This window comes from Fructobacillus cardui, assembly GCF_963580785.1.
GTDB classification, from domain to species: domain Bacteria; phylum Bacillota; class Bacilli; order Lactobacillales; family Lactobacillaceae; genus Fructobacillus; species Fructobacillus cardui.
Window position 1 is genome coordinate 186720 of sequence record NZ_CAUZLS010000002.1, and the last position, 23477, is coordinate 210196.

At 45.5% G+C, this 23477-nt stretch carries 15 protein-coding genes; 12 read left to right on the plus strand and 3 right to left on the minus strand.

The genetic code is table 11. The features are described 5' to 3' along the window. Positions 1–69 precede the first annotated feature (69 nt). The 3 genes from AABI20_RS03070 (at position 70) to AABI20_RS03080 (ending at position 9935) form a co-directional block, all read left to right on the plus strand. A complete protein-coding gene (locus tag AABI20_RS03070) occupies positions 70–3129 on the plus strand; it encodes a PspA/IM30 family protein (RefSeq protein WP_338346738.1) in 3060 nt (1019 codons plus the stop codon). Between the two features lie 62 nt (positions 3130–3191). Next, entirely contained in the window at positions 3192–9128 is a 5937-nt protein-coding gene (locus tag AABI20_RS03075; RefSeq protein ID WP_338346739.1) for a DUF1542 domain-containing protein, read from the plus strand. Positions 9129–9410: 282 nt separating this feature from the next. After that, positions 9411–9935 carry a GNAT family N-acetyltransferase gene (locus AABI20_RS03080; RefSeq protein WP_181014001.1) on the plus strand — a complete coding sequence of 175 codons (525 nt, stop codon included), beginning with the start codon at positions 9411–9413 and terminating at the stop codon, positions 9933–9935. Positions 9936–10020: 85 nt separating this feature from the next. Here AABI20_RS03080 and AABI20_RS03085 read toward each other — a convergent pair whose 3' ends face one another. Continuing rightward, positions 10021–10407: a ribonuclease HI family protein gene (locus AABI20_RS03085; RefSeq protein ID WP_288846325.1), complete on the minus strand. Its 387-nt coding sequence runs from the start codon at positions 10405–10407 to the stop codon at positions 10021–10023. 104 nt (positions 10408–10511) lie between these two features. On the opposite strand from AABI20_RS03085, the gene AABI20_RS03090 reads away from it, so the two are divergent. The 6 genes from AABI20_RS03090 to AABI20_RS03115 all read left to right on the plus strand — a co-directional run bounded on the left by AABI20_RS03090 (position 10512) and on the right by AABI20_RS03115 (position 16355). After that, complete coding sequence (locus AABI20_RS03090) at positions 10512–10889, plus strand: EbsA family protein (protein ID WP_288846324.1); 378 nt, start codon at positions 10512–10514, stop codon at positions 10887–10889. Then, positions 10890–11816 carry an RluA family pseudouridine synthase gene (locus tag AABI20_RS03095; protein ID WP_338345411.1) on the plus strand — a complete coding sequence of 309 codons (927 nt, stop codon included), beginning with the start codon at positions 10890–10892 and terminating at the stop codon, positions 11814–11816. Positions 11817–11867: 51 nt separating this feature from the next. Next, positions 11868–12395 carry a bifunctional pyr operon transcriptional regulator/uracil phosphoribosyltransferase PyrR gene (gene pyrR, locus AABI20_RS03100; protein WP_047974823.1) on the plus strand — a complete coding sequence of 176 codons (528 nt, stop codon included), beginning with the start codon at positions 11868–11870 and terminating at the stop codon, positions 12393–12395. An 88-nt stretch (positions 12396–12483) separates the two neighbouring features. Further along, the gene (locus AABI20_RS03105; protein WP_047974824.1) at positions 12484–13563 is read left to right on the plus strand and encodes a carbamoyl phosphate synthase small subunit; all 1080 of its coding nucleotides are present in this window, start codon (positions 12484–12486) and stop codon (positions 13561–13563) included. After that, positions 13544–16078, plus strand: coding sequence for an ATP-binding protein (locus tag AABI20_RS03110; RefSeq protein ID WP_338346740.1), 2535 nt, complete (start codon positions 13544–13546; stop codon positions 16076–16078). Before AABI20_RS03105 ends, AABI20_RS03110 begins: the two co-directional genes overlap by 20 nt. Beyond that, on the plus strand, positions 16065–16355 hold the full coding sequence (locus tag AABI20_RS03115; RefSeq protein ID WP_288846320.1) for a DUF7671 family protein: 291 nt from the start codon (positions 16065–16067) through the stop codon (positions 16353–16355). Before AABI20_RS03110 ends, AABI20_RS03115 begins: the two co-directional genes overlap by 14 nt. Before the next feature lie 68 nt (positions 16356–16423). On the opposite strand, the gene AABI20_RS03120 is transcribed toward AABI20_RS03115, so the two are convergent. Then, positions 16424–17650, minus strand: a complete 1227-nt coding sequence (locus tag AABI20_RS03120; protein WP_288846318.1) for an MFS transporter — start codon at positions 17648–17650, stop codon at positions 16424–16426. Between the two features lie 407 nt (positions 17651–18057). Here AABI20_RS03120 and AABI20_RS03125 point away from each other — a divergent pair, with 407 nt between their 5' ends. Then, positions 18058–20304 carry a RelA/SpoT family protein gene (locus tag AABI20_RS03125; protein ID WP_047974828.1) on the plus strand — a complete coding sequence of 749 codons (2247 nt, stop codon included), beginning with the start codon at positions 18058–18060 and terminating at the stop codon, positions 20302–20304. A 16-nt stretch (positions 20305–20320) separates the two neighbouring features. Further along, positions 20321–20476, plus strand: coding sequence for a hypothetical protein (locus AABI20_RS03130; RefSeq protein ID WP_288846316.1), 156 nt, complete (start codon positions 20321–20323; stop codon positions 20474–20476). On the opposite strand, the gene plsY is transcribed toward AABI20_RS03130, so the two are convergent. Then, complete coding sequence (plsY, locus tag AABI20_RS03135; RefSeq protein WP_288846315.1) at positions 20473–21087, minus strand: glycerol-3-phosphate 1-O-acyltransferase PlsY; 615 nt, start codon at positions 21085–21087, stop codon at positions 20473–20475. The two genes, AABI20_RS03130 and plsY, sit on opposite strands and share 4 nt — an antisense overlap. Positions 21088–21361: 274 nt before the next feature. On the opposite strand from plsY, the gene parE reads away from it, so the two are divergent. Continuing rightward, complete coding sequence (gene parE / locus AABI20_RS03140; RefSeq protein WP_338346741.1) at positions 21362–23473, plus strand: DNA topoisomerase IV subunit B; 2112 nt, start codon at positions 21362–21364, stop codon at positions 23471–23473. Positions 23474–23477 lie beyond the last annotated feature (4 nt).

A 23477-nucleotide genomic window follows, 5' to 3' on the forward strand; every position in this document is an offset into this window, starting at 1 on the left:
TCTTTTTATAAAGATGCCTTTATAATAAAATTAAAATAAACGAAAATAAAATAAAGGAATGTAAAAATAATGGATACAAATATCAGGAAAAAGTATACGATTTACCAATCACGCCGCGCTTGGCTGGTTGCATCGAGCGTCTTAGTTTCAGGTGGTTTGACTTTAGTGGATGGTGATCAACAGATTAGTGGTCATGCTGCTCAAGTTCAGAGGACAGAAAATGTTCGAGCTAATGACGGCCAATTGTCTGCCAGGATGAACCTCGACCAGGCTGATTTTGGTATTGATGTCGACATCGAGGATAACGACAAGAGGGAAAATGAGGCGGATGACGATTTCACTGTTGATAGTCCGCGCCCTGAGCGCCGTCATCAGGGACTTGGAACGGTTGTGGTCGTACCAGAAAATCCAAAGGACAGTGGAGATAAGCAAAAGGGACCGGATAAAGAGGGTTCGCAGCCAAAGCAAGAGCAAAAGCCGGCTGACAAGGGTGGCCAGTCAAAAAATCCGGGAGAAACTGATTTAGCCAGGCAGCCATTGCCTTCGTTGTATGAGCAAACGACTGATGCTTATGAAAAATTAGTCAAGTCCTTGCAGATCAGTGAACCGAATGTAAATGGCAGTGGGGACGCTGTGTTAGACAGTGATCAGCGCCATATCGCTAAACCTGGACAGATGATTTTTGGTGAGCCAGATAAGCCGTTGCTTGGCTTAATCGGCACTAAAAATGATTATTCCAACGTTTCTCAAATGCGCTTAATGGTTGATGAATCATTCACTCAAAAAATAATGGACCAATTTAAAGGGATTCTTGGTGAAAATCAGAAAGGAACAAAAACAAGTTACTTCCCAAGTCAAAATACTCTCGTTTTGGGCGGGGGAATGCCCTTAACAGCAGGTATTTATTCCTCGAATAATGCTCCATTAAATCCAGAAAGTTATTATAAGATGTTCCAGGCAACACTGAGTTCCGTTGCTAATGTGTTGAGCATCGGGATGGTTAATGATAAGCTAACGAACAATTATGACCAAGGTCAATACGGAATTTATCTCCGTGTCGCCGTACCGCACGGAGTTGACCCAAATGAATTTGTTAAGACGCTTAACTTAGATAGTACTCGTTTTGCAGCAGAAATGAACTTTAATGTCACACTTGGTATTGACCGACTAATCGAAGCGGTACCAGGCTTGAGTCAAATTTTGTCGCAGGGACTGGGCCTGCCAATTAGTGGTAATGTTGGTTCTCTTGTCGATGCCGTCTTAGGTAGGGTGGTTGATCAGTTAAACCAAAAGTATGGCACTAATTTATCTTTCAAAAATTCAGACAGTCCGTTTTACCCAATCACGATTTATCCAAAAGCAACTAAGGTTAACAATCAGGATGACCCAGCTGCGTTGTACTTGCTGGTTCGTGGAGATGAGTTAAACCGCTATAGCGGTGTAGTGACAGAGGCTAAGATTATACTGACGAAGTTCTTTATGGAGGCGCTGTCTTGGGGCGGGAACATCAAGGGTGGTGCTTATGGCTACTTGAACTTTGATTTAAGCCGATACCAAGGCAATATGAGTAGCCAAGAAATGCAAAAGTATTACAATGCCGATGGTCAGCATCCAGAACGTCTGGCAGATTTGAAGGTTTACGCTGATGATAGCCCATACAAGGTTTTGACTCGGTACCAGTTGCCACCGCAGCAATACGGTCAGGCCTTCTTGTCTTTGAACCTGATGGATAGCAATGATATGTTGTCGCGGTCGAGCCATGATTATGGTGAAAATGGAGATTTGGGTCGTGACGTTGTGCTTAAGAGGGCGGACCAAAAGACAGTCCACCCATTACCAGTATCAAAAGTGCCAACGTGGCGGGCTTACATTTCGCTCTTTGACCAAGAAAAAGTCTTGAATACTAAGGAAGTGGCTGGCCATTCTGAAGAATGGGCCGAAGTTGACCACCAAGACAGAGTACTGCCTGGTCAAGATCTGGACCACCGTATTGTGAAATTAGCTAATGGGCAGAATTTTTATGATCAAGCATCGCGCTTTGACCGAGTAATTGACTACTTTGACCACCAAGTATTGCTTGATGGACAGGGTTTTCACCCAAGTCAAAATGTGCGATCCCTCCGCTTGGAACGTTCTGTTGATCCGGCTGGACAAAAGAATAGCCGTGAGGACTTTGCCATCTATAATCGGCCATTTACGGTTTACTATAATGGTGAAATGACGTTAGCAAATGGTCAGGTTGTGCCACTGCGGCCAACAAAGCTAACGGTCTTCCAGGAAAACCAGACCTTGCAATCACCATTGGATAGCCAGCGGCACTCAGCCTTTGCAACCATCGAAAAGCAGGGGGAGTACCTCTTTAGCTTGATTAGGCATTTGCAGCCAAAATTATTGGATCAAATGATTACCAATTATGGCCAACAAATTCAAGCGGTGGTTAGTGAATCAAATCGGAAGTTGGAGGCTAGTCAAACAACGAATGGTATTCGTTTGGTGCAAAAGGAACAACTTGACCAATTGCTGGCCATTCAGAACCAGGCAACGAAAAATCACCAACTAGCACCAGCAATATTAAACGCAAATCGCGATTTAGCTTACCAACAAATCGACCGAGAGGCGCTTAGGACCAAGGTCGCGATTAATAATGCTGCGGAGCTAAGCAAGGAACAAAAGCAAACATTACTCGACCAAGTGGAGGCAACTGCTCAGACTGGGAAGAACGATGTTGGCCTGGCAACAGAGGTAGAATCAGCTCGTCGTGTCTTAGGTCGAGTTATCGAGGGTCTGCGAACAACTTTCTTAGGTAAGGTTGAGAAGGACGAGGCCCAGGTAGCTGTGGCACAGGCTGGGCAAGAAAAGAAGCAGAAATTTGCTAAAATTGCCCATGTTGACCAAGAAAGCTTACACAAACAAGAAAAAGCAGTGGACCATGAGGTTGTCTTTTATCAGAAACGAATCAAGCAAAGCAAAACGGTGGTTAAGTTGGCCCGGGTACTAGCTGATGGCTTACATGCAATCAATGACGTGGCCAATCCTGATTTACAAACCAATTATCAGCCAGTTAAGCTTGATGAAATAAAGGCTGCGGTTGCTGCCTTTGAAGAACGGGGGCGGTCAAGCAAGGAGTAGCGGCTATTCGGAGTGCCAAAACAAAGCAAGACCTCAGGCAGGCACTTGACCGAGCATTTGCGTTGGTCGAAGGCGTTGCTAAGCCACAGCTCATTAAAGAATTTCAACCAGTTTCGGCAACTGATCGCAAACAGGCGATTGATAGAGTAATGGCTGCCGGTGAACAAAAAAAACAGCAATTCAAGCAAGTCGAACATGTTGAGCCTGATAGTCTCAACCAGCAAGAAGGCCTTGTAAATCAGCTAGTTCAAAAAGCAACTACGGTTCTTCAGCAGGCCAAAACCAACGGCGATTTAAACAGTTCGCTGGTAAAGGTGGTTAAAGATATCAATGCGGTTGCTAATCCAACCCAGTTGATTGCTTATCAGCCAGTTAGTCAACATGATATTGATCGTGCAGTGGCGATTTTGAAGCAAATTGGGCAAGAAAAAAGTGATTCCTTCAATCAAATTATCGGTGTCGATCCGATGAGCTTGGCTAATCAGCAAGCCAAATTGAATCTGATAATTTCTAATGGTATCGAGAAATTAAATCGAGCGGAAACGAACCGTGAATTTGAGAAAAGCTTCCAAAAGACGTCCCAAGCTATTCGTGCTGTTGAAAATCCAACAATTCAAGAAATGTTGAAGGAGCCAACGGTAGATGAAAAGACCCTGTCGATTAAGTTCTTAGAACAAGCTGCCCAAGACCAACGAGACCTTTTTCAAAAGGTTGCACATGCCGACCAACAGAGCTTGGCGCAGCAACTATCAATCTTAGAAAAAGCTCTCAAAGCAGGAACAAAAGCAATTAACCAGGCAAAGACGAAGGGAGAACTAGCCAAGGTCAGCGACCAGGCGCTAATAAAAATCAGGGCAGTAGCGAAGCCAGTAGTAGAATTTGCTTACCAAGAAGCGACCGTTCATGATGTCAATGTGGCCTACGGCAATCTTTTAGATATTCTTTCGGCCAAGCGTAAGCAGTTTGCAGCAATCTTGCACGTTGATCCAATTAGTTTGTCGAAGCAACTCCAACTTTTAGACTTGATTAAAAAATCCACGACTATCGAACTGAATCAATCGATGATTCAAAAAGATATTCAGGTAGCTTACGACAAAGGAGTTCAGGCTATCAATTTGGTAGCAGCGCCAAAAATTTTAAGCGAATACCAACCGGTCACGGCAGAGGAACGCCACCTGGGTGAACACACCTTGCGAAATGCCGGTGAGGCAAAAAAAGCTGATTTTGCAGCTGTTAGTCATGTCGATCAAGAAAGTTTACGGGCTCAGCAATCAGTTGTTGACTCAGTCCTAGCAACCGGATTGCAGGAATTGCAAAAAGCAAAAGCTGCTGGTGCCTTTCGCAATGCTGTGGCCGACAACCTTGATCGTATTCAACGAATCGAAGCGCCTTCAATTCAAAAGGATTATCAGCCGGTAACCGATATGGACCGTTACTTAGCACGGCAGGCAATTAACCATGCTGGTGAGGCCAAAAAGCAAGCCATTCTTGCTGTCGAACATGGCGAGAAAAAGAGCATCCAGCAGCAAGTTAAAGCGGTTCAGCAAGCGATTACACAGGCACAGCAGGGTGTTGCCCAAGCAGCAGTTCAAGGTGAATTAAAGCGGGCTGTTCAAGCTGGCTTTGATTCGATTGCTAAAATTGTCGGACCAACACTGGAAGTCGATTACCAACCAATCACCAAGGCTGATCAAAATCAGGCACTTGTGACCTTGAATCAAGCAGCAAATGATAAAAAAGCCACTTTTGCCACCATTGATCATGTTGATTCGGTTAGTCTGTCCTTACAGTCAGGTTTGATTGAGAAAACCCGAGTGAATGGACAGCAGCTGCTATTGGCTGCCAAAATCAAGAAAGACCTTCGCCAAAGTTTGGCGGATGCATTAACGCAAATTGACCAGGTGGCTGATCCAATCAAGGAAATTGGTTATCGTCAAGTCGAGTCGAACAATCAAGCAGATGCCAAGGAGCAGTTGAAGGCAGCCAGTGAGGCTCAAAAACAAAAGTTCGCGTCTTTGGTAGGTGTTGATCCCGAAAGCTTGGCCAAGCAACAGCTTTTAGTTGACCAAGCAGCAGATACTGCAAGTCAGGCTGTTGACCAGGCACAAACAGACGGGGAGCTAGTCACTGCTTGTCAACAGGGCCTGACAGCGATTCGTCAAATTGCAGCACCTGTTATTTTGGAAGAACTGAAGCCAGCAACGATAGCTGATAAGAAAGTAGCTAAGGATCGTCTTAGTCAGGTCGTTGCAAAACGTGAGGAATCTTTCCGGCAAATCAGTCATGTGGATCAGGCTAGTTTGGCTCAGCAATTACAGTTATTGAACCAAGCTCTGGCGCAGGGACAAGAAGCCATTGACCGAACGGCAACTAAAGGGGATTTGAACCAATCTGTCACACAGGCTGAGCAGGCGGTCACTAGTATTAGTCAGCCAAGCATATTGCCTCTTTTCCGGCTGGTCAGTCAGGATGAAAAATCAGCTGTCGATGATCTATTGGCACGGCAGGCTAATCTGAAAAAAGGTCACTTTGATGCAGTTACTCATGCTGACCCAGAGAGCCTCAGCCAACAAAAACAGGCCGTTAATCAAGCGTTGACACAGGCACACGATTTAATTGCCAATGCCAAAACAAAGCAGGATTTGAACCAGGCATTAGTAGCTGGCTTGCAGACTATTCAGGATGTTGTCGAACCGGTCGTTCAAACGCAATTCCGTTCAGTTACCCAGGATGACCGCAACCAGGCGCTGGAAATTCTTAACCAGGCCTTTTTGAAAAAGCAAGAGCATTTTTCCGACATTAAACATGTGGATGATCAAAGTCTAAAGACGCAAGTTGCTGCCCTGAAGGCTGCTCGAAAAACAGCAATCGCGATTCTTTCAGCTGCTGAAAATCAAGGACAGTTGCAAACTGCCTTGCAAGCAGGACTAAGTGGCTTGAACCAAGTGACCGACCCAGAAGTACAGTTGGCTTATCGACCAGTGACTCTCGCTGATAAAATCGGCATCGAAACGATGTTGACTCAGTATGGTCATGCAAAGCAAGAGCAATTTTCTAAGATGACTCATGTTGACTTGGAGAGCCTCAAACAGCAACAGCAACAAATTGATTGGATTCTGAAACAAGCTCAGGAGGCGCTTGTTCAAGTAAAGTTGAATCAAGATTTAACTGCTGTCCAAAAGCAGGCAGTGGCCCAGATTGACTTAGTGGCTGATCCGGTTCTGATTTTTGCTTATCAAGCAGTTACCGACCAAGAGAAAACACAAGCAGAACAACAACTTAGTACCGCCGGCCAGGCAAAGAAGGCGACTTTCTTGGTCATTAATCATGTGGATCAGGCTAGTTTGGAAAATCAGTTGGCCCAGTTGGCATATGTTTTGCAAACCGGCCATCATTCAATTAAAAAAGCAACGGTTCACCATGAACTTGATTCAGCAATTAAGCAAAGCTTAGCTGATGTACAGGCAGTGGCGAAGCCAAGTCTAGCGCCAGAATATCGCCAAGCGACAGCCGACCAGAAGGTAGATGGTCAGCAGACGTTATCGGTGGTTGCTAAAGAAAAGATAGGACGTTTTGAAGCCCTTGATGGTGTCAATCAAGCAAGTCTGTTGGAACAGAAGACACTGTTGACAGGTGTTGTGAAGCACTATTTTGCTTTGATTGATCAGGCAGAAACTATTCATGATGTGCATGAGCTTGTCAATAAGGGCCTGCAAGACATTAACCAAGTTGCACAGCCAAAACAAAATTGGCAGGATCAAGTGGTTAACAAAGAAGAAATGCAAGCTGCTATCCAGGATGTGACGTCAGCGGGTCAAAATCGAATCCAAGACTTTGGAAAAATTACCGGAGTTGACCCTGATGAGCTGGCACAGCAACAGCAAGCTGTGAATAAAGTCGTCAAGGAAGGGCTGGTTACGATTAGTTTGGTCAAGAACCATGGCCAATTAAAGACTGCGGTTATTAAAATTAGGGAAGCCATTCAGGCGCTTCAATCACCGCAAATTCAATGGATTTTCCGACAACCGACTGATGCGGATCGGCAAAAAGCCAAGGGGGAAGTTCAACAAAAGGCGATTGAACAAAAGGAAATTTTCGAAAAAGAACCAGGGGTTGATACTGAATCACTAGCAAAGCAAGAAGCTGCTATTGATCAAATTGTTCAGCGGGCCTATCAAAAACTTGACGAAGCCACAGTGAATGCCAGCCTATTAACCATTAAACAAGAAGCAATAGATGCCATCGAAGCGGTTGGTCAGCCAGATATGATGCGTTCTTTCCAGCCAGTTGATATTGATGAAGCTAACCGTGCTAAGGGTGTGATTCAAACCGCAGGGGATGAACTGAAGCAACGGTTTAATGCGCTTGAAAATGTTGACCCAGTTAGCCTCCACCAACAAGTGGAACGGATTGATCAGTTAATGGCAGCTGCAAATAAACGGATTAATGATGCCAATACGAATGCCGATGTTGACCAGGTTCAAGCAGAGACTTTGGATGATTTTGCCATGGTTCCAGAACCAAGTACTTTGACGCCTAAGCGCGAAGAACGGACACAAGCACATCGGGCAATCGACTGGGCTGGTGCTAAGAAACAAGCGGAAATTGATCAGGTATCAAATCCTGATTTGTCAATCTATCAAGCGACTATTAATCAATTACGAGAAGCAATGGACCAAGCGCACCAAGCAGTTGACCAAGCAAAAACTGGTCAAGATCTAACAGAGCAATTAACAAAATTTGTGAAGGCGATTAATACTATTACGTTGCCAGAAGCGAACCAAGAACAGCCTAACCAAGAAGTTATTCAGGCGGCTCAGCAGCAAATTGACTGGGCCGGTGCTAAAAAGCAGGCAGAAATCGAGCAAGTACTAAATCCTGATGTATCAGCATATCAGGCTACTATGAATCAATTACGAGGTGCAATGCTCCAAGCGCACCAAGCAGTTTCTCAAGCAAAGACCAGTCAAGACTTAACGAATCAATTAACAAAATTCTTGAAGACCATTAACACTCTAACAGTACCGGTCGCTAACCAAGCTCAGCCTAGCTATGCTGAAATTCAGACAGCTAACCAACAGGTAAATCAGGCTGTCGAAAAGAAGCGAACAGCGATAGAGGCCGTAAGAAATGCTGACAAGCAGTCTTATGAAACGGCTATTGATCGTTTGCAAAAGGCTTTTGAACAGGCTCATCATGCAATTAGTCATGCAAAGACTTTGCAAATTCTTGATGGGGATGTCAAGACAGCGTTGAAGACAATCGAAGCGATTGCTGAACCAATTGTTACTCCAAGTAATTCAGCTACTTTGCCTGTTAATTCAGCTACTAAGTCTGGTACTGATGACAAGTCAGCTGTTATTCCTACTGATTCAAATACTAAGTCTGGTGTTCAATCATCTACTAGTAATTTAGAGGTGGAAGAGAAAACAGCCGTGCCAGCAAATTCATCTACGCAATCAAATACAGATAAGGAGAAAGCAGTAACACCAGTTACTCCAGCTGTTGCACCGGGGACAGATAGGAAGGAAACGGCGGTCCCAGCTACTCCAGCTGTTGAACCGAAGGCGGATAAGAAGGAGACAGCGGTACCAGTCAATCAAGCCAAAGCATTACACATCGATGACAAGCAAGTGGCCACATCAGTGAAAATTAGTGATAACAAGCTGGCGCAACTTGTAGTCCGGCAAGCTGAAATAACGAAGTCAAATGTAGGAGCACAAGAGTTATTAACCCATTTGTCGGGAAATAGTTCCGCGACAGCAAAGGATAGTCAAATTCAGCAAAAACAGGAAACAACGATTAATCAAAATGGCACTGGTCAGCACCATCAAAATGGTGACAATTCAAATCAAGCCAATTCAATTAGTGCTCTGCCAAAGACGGATTATGGTCATACAAAGAATCAAACATCAGTGAAAACGACTCTCTTGACAGCTTGGTTAGTGGTTCTGACAGGACTGGGTTTGATTAAGAAAAAGTATGATGATATTAATTGATTTTAACTGTTCTTAATAAAATTAAAAAAATCACGAAGTTAGGTTGCGGTTGTTGTTTTTGAATAAAAAAAATTCTTTAACAGCCTGGCAGAAAAGCTTGATTAGTCACAGATTAATCGGGCTTTTTTGTTTGGAAATGTTCATGCAAAAATTCTTGAAAAAATGTGTTTTTAGAGACTTTATTTCCAAATTCGTTGTGCTATAATTGGTGCTTGATGACATTTGGAAAGGAGTAGCGTACTGATATTAGTGCGCGATATTACGCATATGCCAGCAGTATTTATGCGACGAGCACAGGCTCGTGATGTCTCTGAAATCGTTGCGATTTTGCAGACCGCCAAAGGTTATTTAAAGGAGCAGGGGATTGACCAGTGGCAATCCGATTACCCAAATGAAGCGACAGTCCAAGCTGATTTGGATGCGCAACAGGGTTTTGTCTTAGTTGTTGGTGACGAGGTGGCGGGATACGCTGCTGCCTTTGAAGGGGAAGACCCACTCTACACGGACATCAAAGACGGTAGTTGGGCTGATAGTGGTCACCCACATGACTATGCCTCACTCCATCGGGTAGCGATGTCGGACAAGTTCCGCGGCCAGCGGCTAACGCCACGTTTCTTTACGGCGTTAATTTCATTTTTCTATGCACGGGGTGCACGCGATTTTCGAATCGATACCCATCCAGGGAACATGCCCATGCAAAAGGTGATTGCCAATAATGGTTTTGAAAAGCGTGGTTCAGTTGATATGCTCGAAGCGGACCATATCTCAACCAAGCGTTTTGCCTACCAACTAATTATTAATGATTAAAGAAGAAACCGCCAATCAATTGATTGGCGGTTTTTTCTGAGCTATAATCTTGGCTTAAATTCACTTTTTTAAACTAATAGTGTCCCTAATCTTGTAAGGCCTGCATGGCTAGATGGTGGGGACCCTGATTTTTTCGATCGGATACCCAAGTGTAAAAGGTTAAATCAGGATTAGGTAAGAGGGCTAAAATTAAATCAACTTCCCTTTGGTAGTGCTTGGCATAGCCTTTTTGCATGGAGCTGACTAAGATTTTGGAATCTGAGACAATCTCGACGAGTTGGCTGGTTTTTAGGATTGCTAATTCTGATTTAATCGCCCAAAGCAAAGCTAAAAATTCGGCTTTGTGGTTATCCTCACAGTCCGCCAAGCGAACTTTTTTTTGGTATTGCTGACCCTCTTGAACGAGAACAAGACCGGCACTGGCATGGTGGCTATCCTTTTGGAAAGCCGCATCGATTGCTAAACGAATCACATTTTTATCCTTTCTTGGACTTTTCTTCAGTTCTAACAATACCAGAATGCACCAGTAAATGGTAAAATAATAGATGTTTAGATACGGAACAAGGAGAACGTTTCATGCGTGTTATTCACGGTTTGTACCAACCGAAGGCGGACTGGTCCAATATTGCTTGGATTATGTGGTTATCCGTTTTAATCATTAGTCCTATTTGGGCTAGTGAGCTTTTCTATAATATTAATTGGTGGTGGACAACCTATACCATTTGTATGATTTTGATTGGTCTGTGGACTTTCTTTGGCCGGAAAATCATGCTTGAAAATCAAACTTTAACGATTAGTAGTGCCTGGATGATGAAGAAGCAAGTGATTGACTTGAATGACTCAGCAGTTAATTGGTTTTTTGACCAAAAGGCACTCATTATTGTCATTGGCGGTCGGCCGCGAGCCTACCACCTTTCGAAGAAAATGGCGCAAGCGCTGAAAGGAATGGCCTAAATGGCTGAAACAACACTGGTCACAATGACAATTGACCAAGAACAGGGGCGGTTAGATGCCGTTCTAGGACAGGCAAAATTACCTTATTCGCGGTCAACACTGGCTAACTGGATTAAAGAAGGATTAGTGTTAGTCAATGACCAAGCAGTGAAACGGTCTTATATGGTCAAAAAGGGTGATATTGTTAGTATTAATCCACCAGCAGTGAAAGAAACGGCACTCGAGGCTGAAAATATTCCCCTTGATGTTGTGTATGAAGATGATGATTTATTGGTTGTGAATAAACCGCAGGGGATGGTTGTCCATCCTGCGCCGGGCCATTCAGGTGGCACATTAGTCAACGCTTTGCTTTATCATGCTCCTCTATCAACGATTAATGGCGAATTCCGTCCTGGAATTGTCCATCGGATTGACCGGGATACTTCCGGTTTGTTGATGGTGGCCAAAAATGACCAAGCCCATCATGCTTTAGCAGCCGAATTAAAGGCTCATAAAACGCAAAGAATTTACTATGCATTGGTAAAGGGCAACTTTGAGGAAAATGAGGGGACCATCGATGCACCAATCGGTCGTCATCCTAAGGACCGCAAGAAACAGGCGGTGGCTGAGGACGGCCGTGAGGCCGTGACTCATTTCAAGGTGGTTGAACGTTTTGCCGGTTATACATTGTTAGAATTAGCATTAGAAACCGGTCGGACGCATCAAATTCGGGTGCATTTGGCTTATATCGGTCACCCGGTCGTTGGTGATAGCGTTTATGGTCATCAGGACAAGATTTTTAATATCAAATTGCCAGGTCAGCTTCTTCACGCAAAAACGCTTGTGCTGACCCAACCAAAGACACAAGAAGAACTTCGCTTTGATTCAGCATTACCACCTCTGTTTGAACAGGTATTGCAGGAATTACGTGAAAACCAGGGTTCATAATTGGTGGAAATCAGTTAGTAATGTCAACAGGCCCGACAGAAAGGACGAAACATGGCAAATAAAGTAGTGTTAGACCAAGATTCGATGCAACGAGCATTGACTCGAATCACTTATGAAATTTTGGAACGGAATAAGGGTGGCCAAAACCTCATTTTGGTAGGAATTAAGACCCGCGGTGAGTATTTGGCCCACCGGATTGCTGACCGTTTGGAACAACTCGAACAGGTTCAAATTCCAGTGATGGCGATTGATGTGACGAACTATCGTGACGATCATCTGGACAGCGGTGATGATTTGGGCTTGGACCCAGCTGAAAAGCTCAACATTGCCAACCAAAACATTGTCTTGGTTGATGACGTGTTGTTTACCGGTCGGACGACCCGGGCCGCCTTGGATGCTTTGATTCAAATTGGTCGGCCTCAGGCGATTGCTTTGGCCGTCTTGGTTGATCGTGGTCACCGTGAATTACCAATTCGAGCAGATTTTGTTGGAAAGAACATTCCAACGGCTCAAAATGAAAAAATTAAGGTCAAAGTCAAGGAATTTGACGGGGAAGACTCGGTTGAAATTGTCCACTAGGACAAGTTAATCAGTCTTACCCTGGAAAAATCAGGACTGGAGGGAATCCGATTTTTTCCGAAAATAGTAGATAATGAGAGAAAAAAGTATGGAACGGCACCTAATTTTAGAGGATGGCACGGTTTTTTCTGGTCAGGGATTTGGCGCACCAGCGACAACCTTTGGCGAGATTATTTTTGACACCGCTACCTCCGGCTATCAAGAAACAATTACAAATCCAATTTATGATGGGCAGATGATTGTCTTTGCGATGCCTGTTGTTGGCGCTGATGGCATCCATGCGGAGGCCTATGAGTCGACTACACCAAAAATTCGTGGTGTGGTTGTTCACGATTTAGCGGAAGTTTCCACTAACCGGCAGCGGCGGATGAACCTGGACCGCTTTTTGCAGCATCATAATATTCCGGGTCTATACGAGGTGGATACGCGCAAGTTAATTCGCCACCTTCGTGAAACGGGTCCTCAAAAGGCGACAATCGTTGATGTTGTCGACGATCACGCAGTTGACCAATTGGTGGCCACCGTGTTGACGAATAAACAGGTTCAAAACACGGCCACTCCGAAGGCCTATGCTAACCCTGGTCATGGTTTTCATATTATCGTGATTGATTTTGGTTTAAAGCACGGGATTCTGCGAGTCCTTGGTGACTATGATGCCAACGTGACGGTTCTGCCGTATACAACAACGGTGGATGAGGTGTTGACCCTGGACCCCGATGGCATTATTTTATCGACTGGTCCCGGTAACCCTGAGGACTTGCCCGATTCGGTTTTGACCTTGATTCGGGTGTTGCAGACGAAGATGCCATTGTTAGGCCTTGGCCTTGGGCACGAGCTATTGGCTTTGGCCAATGGGGCTGAAATTCAAGCCCTGCCGGCTGAGTACCATGGTATGAACCATCCAATCCAAGAAATCATCTCGCAACAGCTTTTTTATGCCCGGCAGGGGCGTGGCTATGTGATTGATGAGGATTCACTAGATGGCAAAAAACTCTTTGTAACCCACCGCGACTTGGTTGATGGCTCAATCCAAGGAATTCGTTTGCGAGACAACCCAGCCTTTTCGGTACAATTCTTTCCGGATGGGGCCCCCGGTCCTCTTGAAGCAAACGGAATCTTTGCGGACTTTTTTGAAACGGTAGCAGATTATGTACAAAAAAATAGTTGAAACGCCGGTTAAAAAAGTACTCTTTATCGGTGGTGGCGAAACAGATTTTGGCCTCCAGGGCGAAAGTGATGCCGCAATTTACCAAGTTTTGCCAATTTTAAATGGTCTTGGTTATACAGTGACAGTTTTGGATGATAATCCCTATTCGTTGGCCCTGGAATCACCGGCAGCCACCGGATTTTTGCGGACTCTGACTGTTCAAAACGTCAAAAAAATTATTAAGTCTCAAAAAGTTGACGGCGTGATGCCACTTTTTGGTGGCGTGCGGGCGTTGCGTTTATGGGATCAGGTTATTTCGGAGTGGCGTGAAGCGGATGGCGTTTTGCCACAAACACTTGGTTTATCGGCTAGTGAGCTGCACGAGGTTAATGATGGGACTTTACTTTTTGACCGAATTGAGGAGATTGGCCTAAGTGTCACCGCCTCGGCCGTGGTGCACAACCAAGAAGAAGCGAACGAAATGTTGCGCGATTTGGAATTGCCTTTGGTCATTCGGGCTCACAACCCAGTTCAGGGAACGACGAGGCAAATTGTTGATCGCTTGGATGATTTTGACCATGTTGTTAATCGGGTCATGGGCCAATCATTAACCAACGAGGTGTTGATTGCCAAGGCGATTAATGGCTTGAAGGAAGTCTCTGTTTTGGTTGTTCGTGACCGTGATGGCAACTGCCTGCAGGTCGGAGCTTCTGAAGATATGGATCCAATTGGCATCCATACGGCTGACTCGCTGTCAGTGGCGCCGGTTTTGACGGTTTCTGATCAAATTTTGCAGCAGATGCGGATTCAGGCCTTTGCGATTGCTGATTTGATTGGCCTCCGTGGTGTTTTGCACGTTCAATTTGCCTTTGATGAAAAGACAGGTGAGATTTACGTGATCAAGGTTTCACCATATCTTGATCATCTAGCTAATCGAATGGCTGTGATGACCGGGTATCCAGTAATGTTGGTGGCTGCGCAGTTAGCAATGGGTAAGAAAATTACCGAAGTTTACTTGCCAAATGCCTTTCATGAAAAAACGGCGATTATGGAACCGGTGATGGACCACATTGTCGTCAAGTTGCCCGTTTTCTCTTTCGGCGACTTGGAAGCAATGGGTATTAAAGTTAATCGCCAGTTGAATTCCGTGCAAAAATCAGTTGGTTCCGCTTTGGGATTTGGTCGAACGTTTGTGGAAGCCATGGAAAAGGCTATTCGTTCAGCCCACTTCAATAACCGGTCGTTCTCACCCAAGTATATGGCTGATGTTTCAGATGACGAGCTGATTCAACAGTTGATTCATCCGCAAGATAACCGAGTTTTGCTCTTAATTGAGGCCCTGCGCCGTGGTTATGAAGTCGATGAGCTGGCCGAGTTAACCAATATCGATGAATTTTACTTTTATCAACTGAATCGGCTAATTGAAATTGAACAGTCGGTTGACCGAGATAACATTGATGCAGATGCACTGCGACAGGCGAAGAAGTTTGGTCTTTCGGATGGTCTGATTGCCCGCTTTTGGCAAACTAATTTTCAAGTAATTCGTACCTTAGCTCGGCAGAATAATATCCAACCGACTTATAAGGCCTTAGAACCGTCGGCTGGTGAATTTCCCGAGCATGCTCGGCAATTCTTTGCAACCTTTGAAGAAGAAAATGAGTCGGAACCAATTTGTGCCCAGTCCGTTTTGATTATTGGTCCAGGGGCCTTTCGCATGGGGGACGGGGCTTCAGCTGGTTATATGACGAGCGTAACACTGTCCGAACTGCATCGACTCGATTATCAAACGATTATTATGAACAACAATGCGGCGGAACCGACCTTATTGCCACATCTGTCAGATAAACAGTATTTGGAGCCCCTTGAAGTTTCGGATGTGATGTCGGTGGTCGATAAAGAACAACCACATGCTATTTTGGTTCCGGGCAACCGTAAGAAATTGATTGAAGCGTTGCAGGAAATGGGTCAACACGTGATTGTTTTCCCAAAAGAAAAGCACCATCCGAGCGGACCCGAAAAACATCAATCAGAGTTTAGCTTGAACTTCTTCTATGATGGCGAAGAGAAGCACCCACTGGTCGTCACCCAGCACCGCCCTGGTGAAGTTCGTATTCTCGACCAAGCAATCGACCCAGCTCTTTTGGATGATTTGACGTTGGCCAGTCCAGGCCTGTATCAAATTATCTGGCGTGTCGATTTGGACGCCTGGGTCAGTAAGATTCCTTTGCCTGATTTACGCGTGGATACTTGGCTGCGGCCAATGCCATATGGACACATTGCTTACCTAACTAAGGTTTTGGACATTCCGTTGGGCCGGATGATTGTGCGAGCTTGGGTTGGTCAGCTAAATGAGGCTGACCGCCAATACCTAGCCGCTATTAAAGGTCAGCACGAAACGGCTAAATTAGCGATGGTAGCGAAAAATACAGACTTTGATTTACACTTGCAGCCTGATAAAGCCATTGATTTGACTCGCTTTGAAATGGGGGCCAAGGTGGTACCGTACGAAAGCGAGAATAGCGATGGGCAAGAGTAATCAATATCCAACTGAAATTTTATATGGGGTAATGGTCAGTGAAGGGAAGTCCGGCGACTATCAGGTCAAGGACGGCCAAAAGCTGCACCCCTGGCGAATTGGTAAACACACCAAGGGCAAGGTTGTTGGTCCTGGACAAATCTTTTTGACCGAACAAAATCAGAAGGTCGTGTTAATCAAAACGGCACCGTTACCCTTTAAGAACCGCCACCACTATCAGCCGATGGGGCGGTTTACTAGTGAGACGATGGTTGTTCCAGCTGATTTTCAAGAATAAAATGAAGAACAATCAAAAGGCTGCTGAATCAAAAACGATTCGGCAGCCTTTTTTGCTGGTTGAAAAATTTAATTTAAGTCGTATTTACGATTGACGTTAAAGAAGAAGAGCAAGCCGTTAATTGCGATGATGCCGGCTGAAACAATAAAGATAGCACGATAGTCAAAGACATTGGCGATAGCAGCTCCTAACATGGGGCCCATCACGGATCCGACCGCTTGGAAGGATTGATTATAGGAGAAGACCCGAGAAACCATGCCGGCCGGTGAGTTCTTGGTTAACAGGGTTTGAATAGCTGGCAACATGGTCGAATCCGAAATTCCAACCGCAAAACGTAAGAGAATCAATGTGACGACGGAAGTAACAAAAGCTGTTGGGACAAAGGCAAAGACGGCCATGACGAATCCAGCTTGAATCAGGTACTTGGTACCAATTTTATCACCCAAGCGACCAAAGACTGGCGCAAAAATCACCGTTGCCAAACCAGGCATGGCGGCCACAATCCCAGCAATGAAGGTCACGCTACCATGGTTGTGCAAGACTTCGCGGACGAAAAGGGAGACGATTGGGTTAATCGACATATTGACGGTTTGAATCAACATGGTGGTCAAGAAGAGTGAGACCAGCAGTGATTTCTTTGGCAGTGTCTTCCAAGTCACCTTAGCGACAGGATTTTCTTCCTTACCCGCAGCAACTGGTCGTTCCTCGACCAAGAACCAAATAAAGAAGAAGACGATTAGAAGGATTAAACCAGTAATATGGAAGAGTGTTTGGTAAGAAACGACTGCAGCCATGGCGCCACCGAAGAGTGGGCCGATTAACTGGCCACCTGTAAAGCCGGTTACGATAATGCCCAATGAGCGACCCACTTTTTCCTTGGGCGTCTGGGTGGCAATGAGGGCATTGGCATTGGAAACGAAGCCACCTAAGGCACCTTGTAAAGCCCGTAAGGCCAGTAGTTCAAAGACGTTTTGGGCAAAGCCCATCAAAAAGAGGGAAATTGCCAACCCAAGGGCGGCGCGCATCATCATTAATTTGCGACCTTTTTTATCAGCCACCTTTCCCCAAATGGGTGAGACGACAGCGGTCACTAAAAAGTTGATGGCGAAAGCCACACCGGAATAAAAGGTTAATTCCGATTTGGAAAAGCGGCCCAACGTATCGATGTACAGGGGCATAAATGGCAAGATTTCAGAAAAGGCGACACCAGTCATAAAGACGGCGAGCCAAACAATCCAAACGTTTCGTTGCCAGTTAATCGCTCGATCAGGTGTTTCTCGATCAGGTTCAGTCATAAATTACCTCCTTGACTGCGAAAATTGATAATCTGCTAATCTAGTAGTTTACTCCTTTTTAAAAGGACTTGCACGAAAGGAAGATGACGATTGCGTGAAAAATGCAAACAAACTGATAGATAATTTTTAAAAAATCAGTGAAGTGATGGTCACTGAATAGGGACAATAACTGTCTTCATGGGCTTTATCTGCAATCATGATGCTGCTGATTTTAATTGGTGATAGTAATTGGGCTAACTGTTTGGATTCCTGATTTTTAAAAGGCTTGTTTGCCAGGTTAAAGTATTTTATAATAGGAAATACCTAAACACGTTTCCAAAAAAAGAAGGACAGCTATTGTTCTTTTTTTCATTTAGCTAACTCAGGCCGCTGCTGGGTAATCTTCATTTAAAGGAAGGTCTTTTTCAATGACCAAGTACAAGGAATACACTGCCAATGATGTAATGGAAATGGTCAAGGCCTACATGCCTGATGACCAGGTTGTCCAAGTGCAAGCGGCCTATGATTGGGCTAAGAATTTGCATGCCCAACAAAGGCGCCATTCGGGTGAGCCTTACATTGTTCATCCGATTCAAGTTGCTGGCATTTTGGCTGAATTAAAGATGGATGAAGCAACGATTGTTGCTGGCTTTTTGCATGATATTGTGGAAGACACCCCAGTCAGTCTGGAAGACGTGACGGAACATTTTGACCCCGTTGTCGGTCGGATTGTTGACGGTGTGACCAAAATCTCGAAAATTAAGTACCAGGATTCCAAGGTGCAACTTGCCGAAAACCACCGCAAGTTGCTTTTGGCGATGGCCAAGGATATTCGGGTTATTATCGTCAAATTAGCCGACCGGTTGCACAATATGCGCACGCTTGATGCTTTGCGCCCTGATAAGCAACGCCGGATTGCCCATGAAACCCTTTCAATTTATGCGCCCTTGGCGGATCGACTTGGAATTTCGGCCATTAAGTGGGAATTAGAAGACCTTTCCTTGGCAGTTTTGGAACCAGATGCCTACCACCAAATTGCTGGTCAAATGGACATGAAGCGTGAGGAACGGCTAAAGGCTATCCAAATTGCTGTTGATAAGATTGAAGACAGTATTCATGACCTTGGCTTGAAAAATGTTGTCGTTTATGGGCGACCAAAGCACATTTATTCCATTTATCGCAAGTTAGTTGATAAGCATAAGTCTTTTGGTGAAATTTATGACCTTTCGGCTATTCGAGTCTTAACGAATTCGATTCCCGATACCTACGCCGTTTTGGGTGCCATTCATGCACACTGGACACCAATTCCAGGACGATTTAAGGATTATATTGCCTTACCAAAGCCAAACGGCTATCAATCGTTGCATACAACGGTGATCGGTCCTTCTGGCAGACCTTTGGAAGTGCAAATCAGAACCCATGCGATGCACCAAGTCGCTGAATTCGGGGTTGCGGCCCACTGGGCCTATAAGCAACATGGTGGCACGTCTAACCAATCAGCCGACGTCAAGGATCAAAGTGAACGCGCTTTGAACGTGATTCAGGGAATTTTGGAATTGCAGGAATCGGCAACGGATGCCCAGGACTTTATGGATTCGGTCCAAGCTGACCTGTTCGTTGACCGGGTTTACGCCTTTTCACCAGCAGGCGATGTTTATGAATTGCCAAAGGGAGCTGGTCCTTTGGATATGGCCTTTGCCATCCATTCTAATTTGGGAACCAAAACGACTGGGGCCAAGGCCAACGGCCGGATTGTGCCACTGGATTATAAGATTCAAAATGGCGACATTATGGAAATTTTGACCGGCCCCAATGCGAGTCCCTCAAGAGACTGGTTGGATTTGGTTTCAACGCGTAAGGCTCGACACAAGATTAAGCATTTCTTGAAGTCTCAAGACCGGGCCGATAACATCGAAAACGGTCTGGAAGCTATCTCGCGTGCACTCTTTGAAATGCATTTTAACCCGGTTGAATTCCTCACGGATGAACAAATTACTGCCGTGGCGGAAGCCATGCAGGCCGGCACTCGCGAGGATTTGTTAGCCGCTGTTGGCTATGGTGATATTTCAAGATTAGCGGTTGCCAAGGAATTAACCCGCCAGGTTCGGGAAGAGCGTGAGGCGGCGGATGCCGAAGAGTTGCAAAAAAGCTTGCTGGAAGATGGCCAGGCCATTAAGAAGGAGCCTCAGGTACCGAAGCAAAAAAGCCGTGACCGCGATAAGCAGTCTGACGTTGTGATTGCTGGAGTTGATAACTTGTTGGTTCGTTTGTCTGGTTGTTGTACCCCTGTGCCGGGTGATCCCGTGATGGGCTATATTTCTCAAGGACGAGGCATTGCTGTTCACCGTTTTGATTGCCCAAACATCCACGCAGCCCAACAAAAGGGCCAGCGATTGGTGGATGTGATTTGGGCGGATGTCAACGGTCAACGGCCAGATTACACCGCTGATTTAACCATCCATGCCGAAAATGAACCAGGTATTTTGAATGCTATTTTGCGGTCATTAAACGCTAAGACTCGCTTTATCAAGGAAATTAACGGCCATGTCACCAAAGGTGGTATGGTCCAGGTTCAAGCTTCAATTGGGGTAGCTAACTTAGCCCAATTGAATGGCATTATTGATGCTTTGTTGGCGGATCACTCGGTTTATGATGTAAAGCGGACAATTCATTGAAGTGCTGCTGATTGTCATGGCTGGTTGGCCAGACCCCTTGTTCTCGGTTAACCATGCCTGCAAGTCAGCTATTTACAAATCAGATAATGAGACGTTAAAAGGACGTCCTGTCAGTGTTGGTGCACTGGGCAGGGCGTCCTTTTTAGTTGCTTTGGTCAAGCTGATTTTTTAATGGGCCTTCAACCAGTAGACAAGGCCGAAGGGAATCGTTGATTCGGTTCCCGTAAAGATGCGACCGATATTTTTACGGTGCCGGTAAAAGACAAAAATCGTCAAGGTAATGGCAACAATCGATAAAATCCAGTCGTGATAGTAAAAGACTGACATGCAAGTGGCGAAAGTAAAGCCAACCATTGAGGCCACCGAAACCATGGAGAAGAGAATCAGGCATAGAATAAAGGTGGCACAAACCATCAAAAAGAGTGGGGTATTATAGACGGATAAGACACCGGCCGAAACTGCCACGGCCTTGCCCCCCTTGAAGCCAATCCAAATTGAGAAGGTGTGTCCCAAAATAGCAAAGAGGCCGACGAGCATCACGTTGACATGGTGCCAACCGAAGAGTGCTGGCAAAGAGGCGGCCAAAGAGCCCTTGAGAATATCCAAGCAAAGAACAATCGTTCCCGGAACAGGGCCCAAAATGCGAAAGGCATTGGTGGTCCCAATGTTACCAGAGCCCTCGGTCCGGATGTCCTTATGATAAAAGACCTTACCTAACCAGTATCCTGGGACCATTGACCCTAAGAGATAGGCCAAGCCCAGGATGAAAGCGATTTTTAACATAGTTTTTAAAACTCCTTTTTTCTAAAAAGAAACAGCACGGTACATTTTACCATAGGATTTTATTTTCCCTGGTTAAATTTTTCTGAGAAGCCCTGATGAAAGAGGGCGGATTGGCCGCTAACTGATTTGACGACTTAGAACTTTTCTTTTTCCCTATTGTCAGTTTGTAAATTTTAATCTATGATAATTATTGATTGTCTAAGATAGTAGCACCACTTGTTTTAACTAACAAGAGCGCGTTATCCTAGACGAAATGACGAGAAGGAAGAAGACCGTGGCAAAGCAAACACACTACGACTCAGATTCAATTAAAATTTTAGAAGGATTGGAGGCGGTCCGAAAACGCCCCGGTATGTATATCGGATCGACTGATGGACGTGGGCTCCACCATTTAGTTTATGAAATTGTCGACAATGCCGTTGATGAAGCCTTAGGAGACTTCGGGAATGATATTGCGGTAACAATTGAAGAAAATAATGCCATTACTGTTCGCGATTTTGGTCGTGGTATGCCGGTGGGGATGCACTCTTCTGGAAAACCAACGCCTGAAGTCATTTTGACGGTCCTCCATGCCGGTGGGAAGTTTGGCCAGGGTGGTTATGCCACTTCTGGTGGTCTGCACGGTGTTGGTTCATCCGTTGTCAACGCCTTGTCGGAACACCTGAAGGTGACAATCGTTCGCGATGGTCACCGCTTTGAAGAGACTTTCGAAAATGGGGGCCACCCAGTTGGCACTCTGATTGATTTAGGTCCAACCAAGGACCATACCGGGACAACGGTCACGTTTAAACCGGATGCAAGCATTTTTTCAACCACTGTCTTTAAGTTTGATACTTTGGCTGAACGCTTACGCGAGTCGGCCTTTTTGATGTCAGGGGTCAAGTTTACCTTGACGGATAAGCGGGTTACCCCCGTTCGTGAAGAAGTTTACCACTATGACCACGGTCTACAATCCTTTGTTCAATTCTTGAATGAGGAAAAAGAGGGCTTGGGCCCAGTGATGACCTTTGAGGGAATGGCCGACGACATTTTGGTTGACGTTGCCGCCCAATACAACGACGGCTACTCCGAGACCTTGCTGTCCTTTGTTAACAACGTCCGGACACAAGATGGTGGTACTCACGAAGTTGGTTTCCGCTCGGCATGGACAAAGGCCTTTAATGAATACGCCCGCCGGGTGAACCTCTTAAAGGAAAAGGATAAGAACCTTGAAGGGTCAGACGTTCGAGAAGGATTGTCGGCCGTCATTTCTTTGCGTGTCCCAGAAGAAATTTTGCAATTCGAAGGACAGACAAAGGATAAATTAGGAACGACCGAGGCCCGTGCGGCTGTGGATGGGGTTGTTAATGAAACTTTGTCTCGCTTCTTGCTAGAAAACGGTGACTTTGGTCAAAAGATTGTCCGTAAGGCACTTCGCGCTCGTGAAGCCCGTGAGGCTGCCCGTAAGGCCCGTGAGGAATCCCGGACTGGCAAGTCAAAGGGTAAGCGTGACCGCTTGTTGTCTGGAAAGTTAGCGCCAGCCCAGTCGAAGAACGCCGATAAGAATGAATTGTTCTTGGTCGAGGGTGATTCAGCCGGCGGTTCCGCTAAGCAGGGCCGAGACCGGAAGTTCCAGGCAATTTTGCCGTTGCGTGGGAAGGTCTTAAATACCCAAAAGGCAAAATTAGCGGACATCCTAAAAAATGAGGAGCTTTCGACGCTGATTTACGCTATTGGTGGCGGAGTCGGTCCTGATTTTAATATTAAAAATGCGGCCTTTGATAAGATCATTATCATGACCGATGCCGATGATGATGGGGCCCATATTCAAACCCTGTTATTGACTTTCTTTTATAAGTACATGCGACCATTGATTGAAGCTGGTCGTGTCTACATTGCCTTACCACCACTTTACCGAGTGAAGTACCGTGGCAAGAAGGAAGATTCTTTTGCGTGGACCAATGATGAACTAGCGACGATTACGTCAACGGCCAAGGTGAAGTACGAATTAACGCGTTTCAAGGGCTTGGGTGAAATGAATGCGCCGCTTCTCTGGGAAACGACGATGGACCCTGAATCTCGGACGTTGATTCGGGTCAAGATTGATGACGCCGTTCTGGCCGAAAAACGGGTGACAACGTTGATGGGTGATAAGGTTGATCCTCGTCGCCAATGGATTGAAAACAATGTTCAGTTTACCCTGGAGGAAGACGGTTCAATTTTGGATAACGTTGCCGGTGGTGACGAAGCCAATGCCCAGGTCTTTGAACAGGCGATGGCTGGTCACAATGCCGACGACGACCAAGATGCTCAGGTGATTGTTGCTAAGGGGAAATCAGTTAAGCAAAAGGCGGATGACCCAGCAGGCAAAGCTTCAGACCACGTTGAGAACTTAGACTTGTTTTAATAAT

Excerpts from the sequence above, each read along its gene's own strand:
- AABI20_RS03070 (WP_338346738.1), top strand. The coding sequence starts at position 70 with ATGGATACAAATATCAGGAAAAAGTATACGATTTACCAATCACGCCGC.
- AABI20_RS03080 (WP_181014001.1), top strand. The coding sequence starts at position 9,411 with ATGCGACGAGCACAGGCTCGTGATGTCTCTGAAATCGTTGCGATTTTG.
- AABI20_RS03090 (WP_288846324.1), top strand. The coding sequence starts at position 10,512 with ATGCGTGTTATTCACGGTTTGTACCAACCGAAGGCGGACTGGTCCAAT.
- AABI20_RS03095 (WP_338345411.1), top strand. The coding sequence starts at position 10,890 with ATGGCTGAAACAACACTGGTCACAATGACAATTGACCAAGAACAGGGG.
- pyrR (WP_047974823.1), top strand. The coding sequence starts at position 11,868 with ATGGCAAATAAAGTAGTGTTAGACCAAGATTCGATGCAACGAGCATTG.
- AABI20_RS03105 (WP_047974824.1), top strand. The coding sequence starts at position 12,484 with ATGGAACGGCACCTAATTTTAGAGGATGGCACGGTTTTTTCTGGTCAG.
- AABI20_RS03110 (WP_338346740.1), top strand. The coding sequence starts at position 13,544 with ATGTACAAAAAAATAGTTGAAACGCCGGTTAAAAAAGTACTCTTTATC.
- AABI20_RS03115 (WP_288846320.1), top strand. The coding sequence starts at position 16,065 with ATGGGCAAGAGTAATCAATATCCAACTGAAATTTTATATGGGGTAATG.
- AABI20_RS03120 (WP_288846318.1), bottom strand. The coding sequence starts at position 17,650 with ATGACTGAACCTGATCGAGAAACACCTGATCGAGCGATTAACTGGCAA.
- AABI20_RS03125 (WP_047974828.1), top strand. The coding sequence starts at position 18,058 with ATGACCAAGTACAAGGAATACACTGCCAATGATGTAATGGAAATGGTC.
- AABI20_RS03130 (WP_288846316.1), top strand. The coding sequence starts at position 20,321 with ATGGCTGGTTGGCCAGACCCCTTGTTCTCGGTTAACCATGCCTGCAAG.
- plsY (WP_288846315.1), bottom strand. The coding sequence starts at position 21,087 with ATGTTAAAAATCGCTTTCATCCTGGGCTTGGCCTATCTCTTAGGGTCA.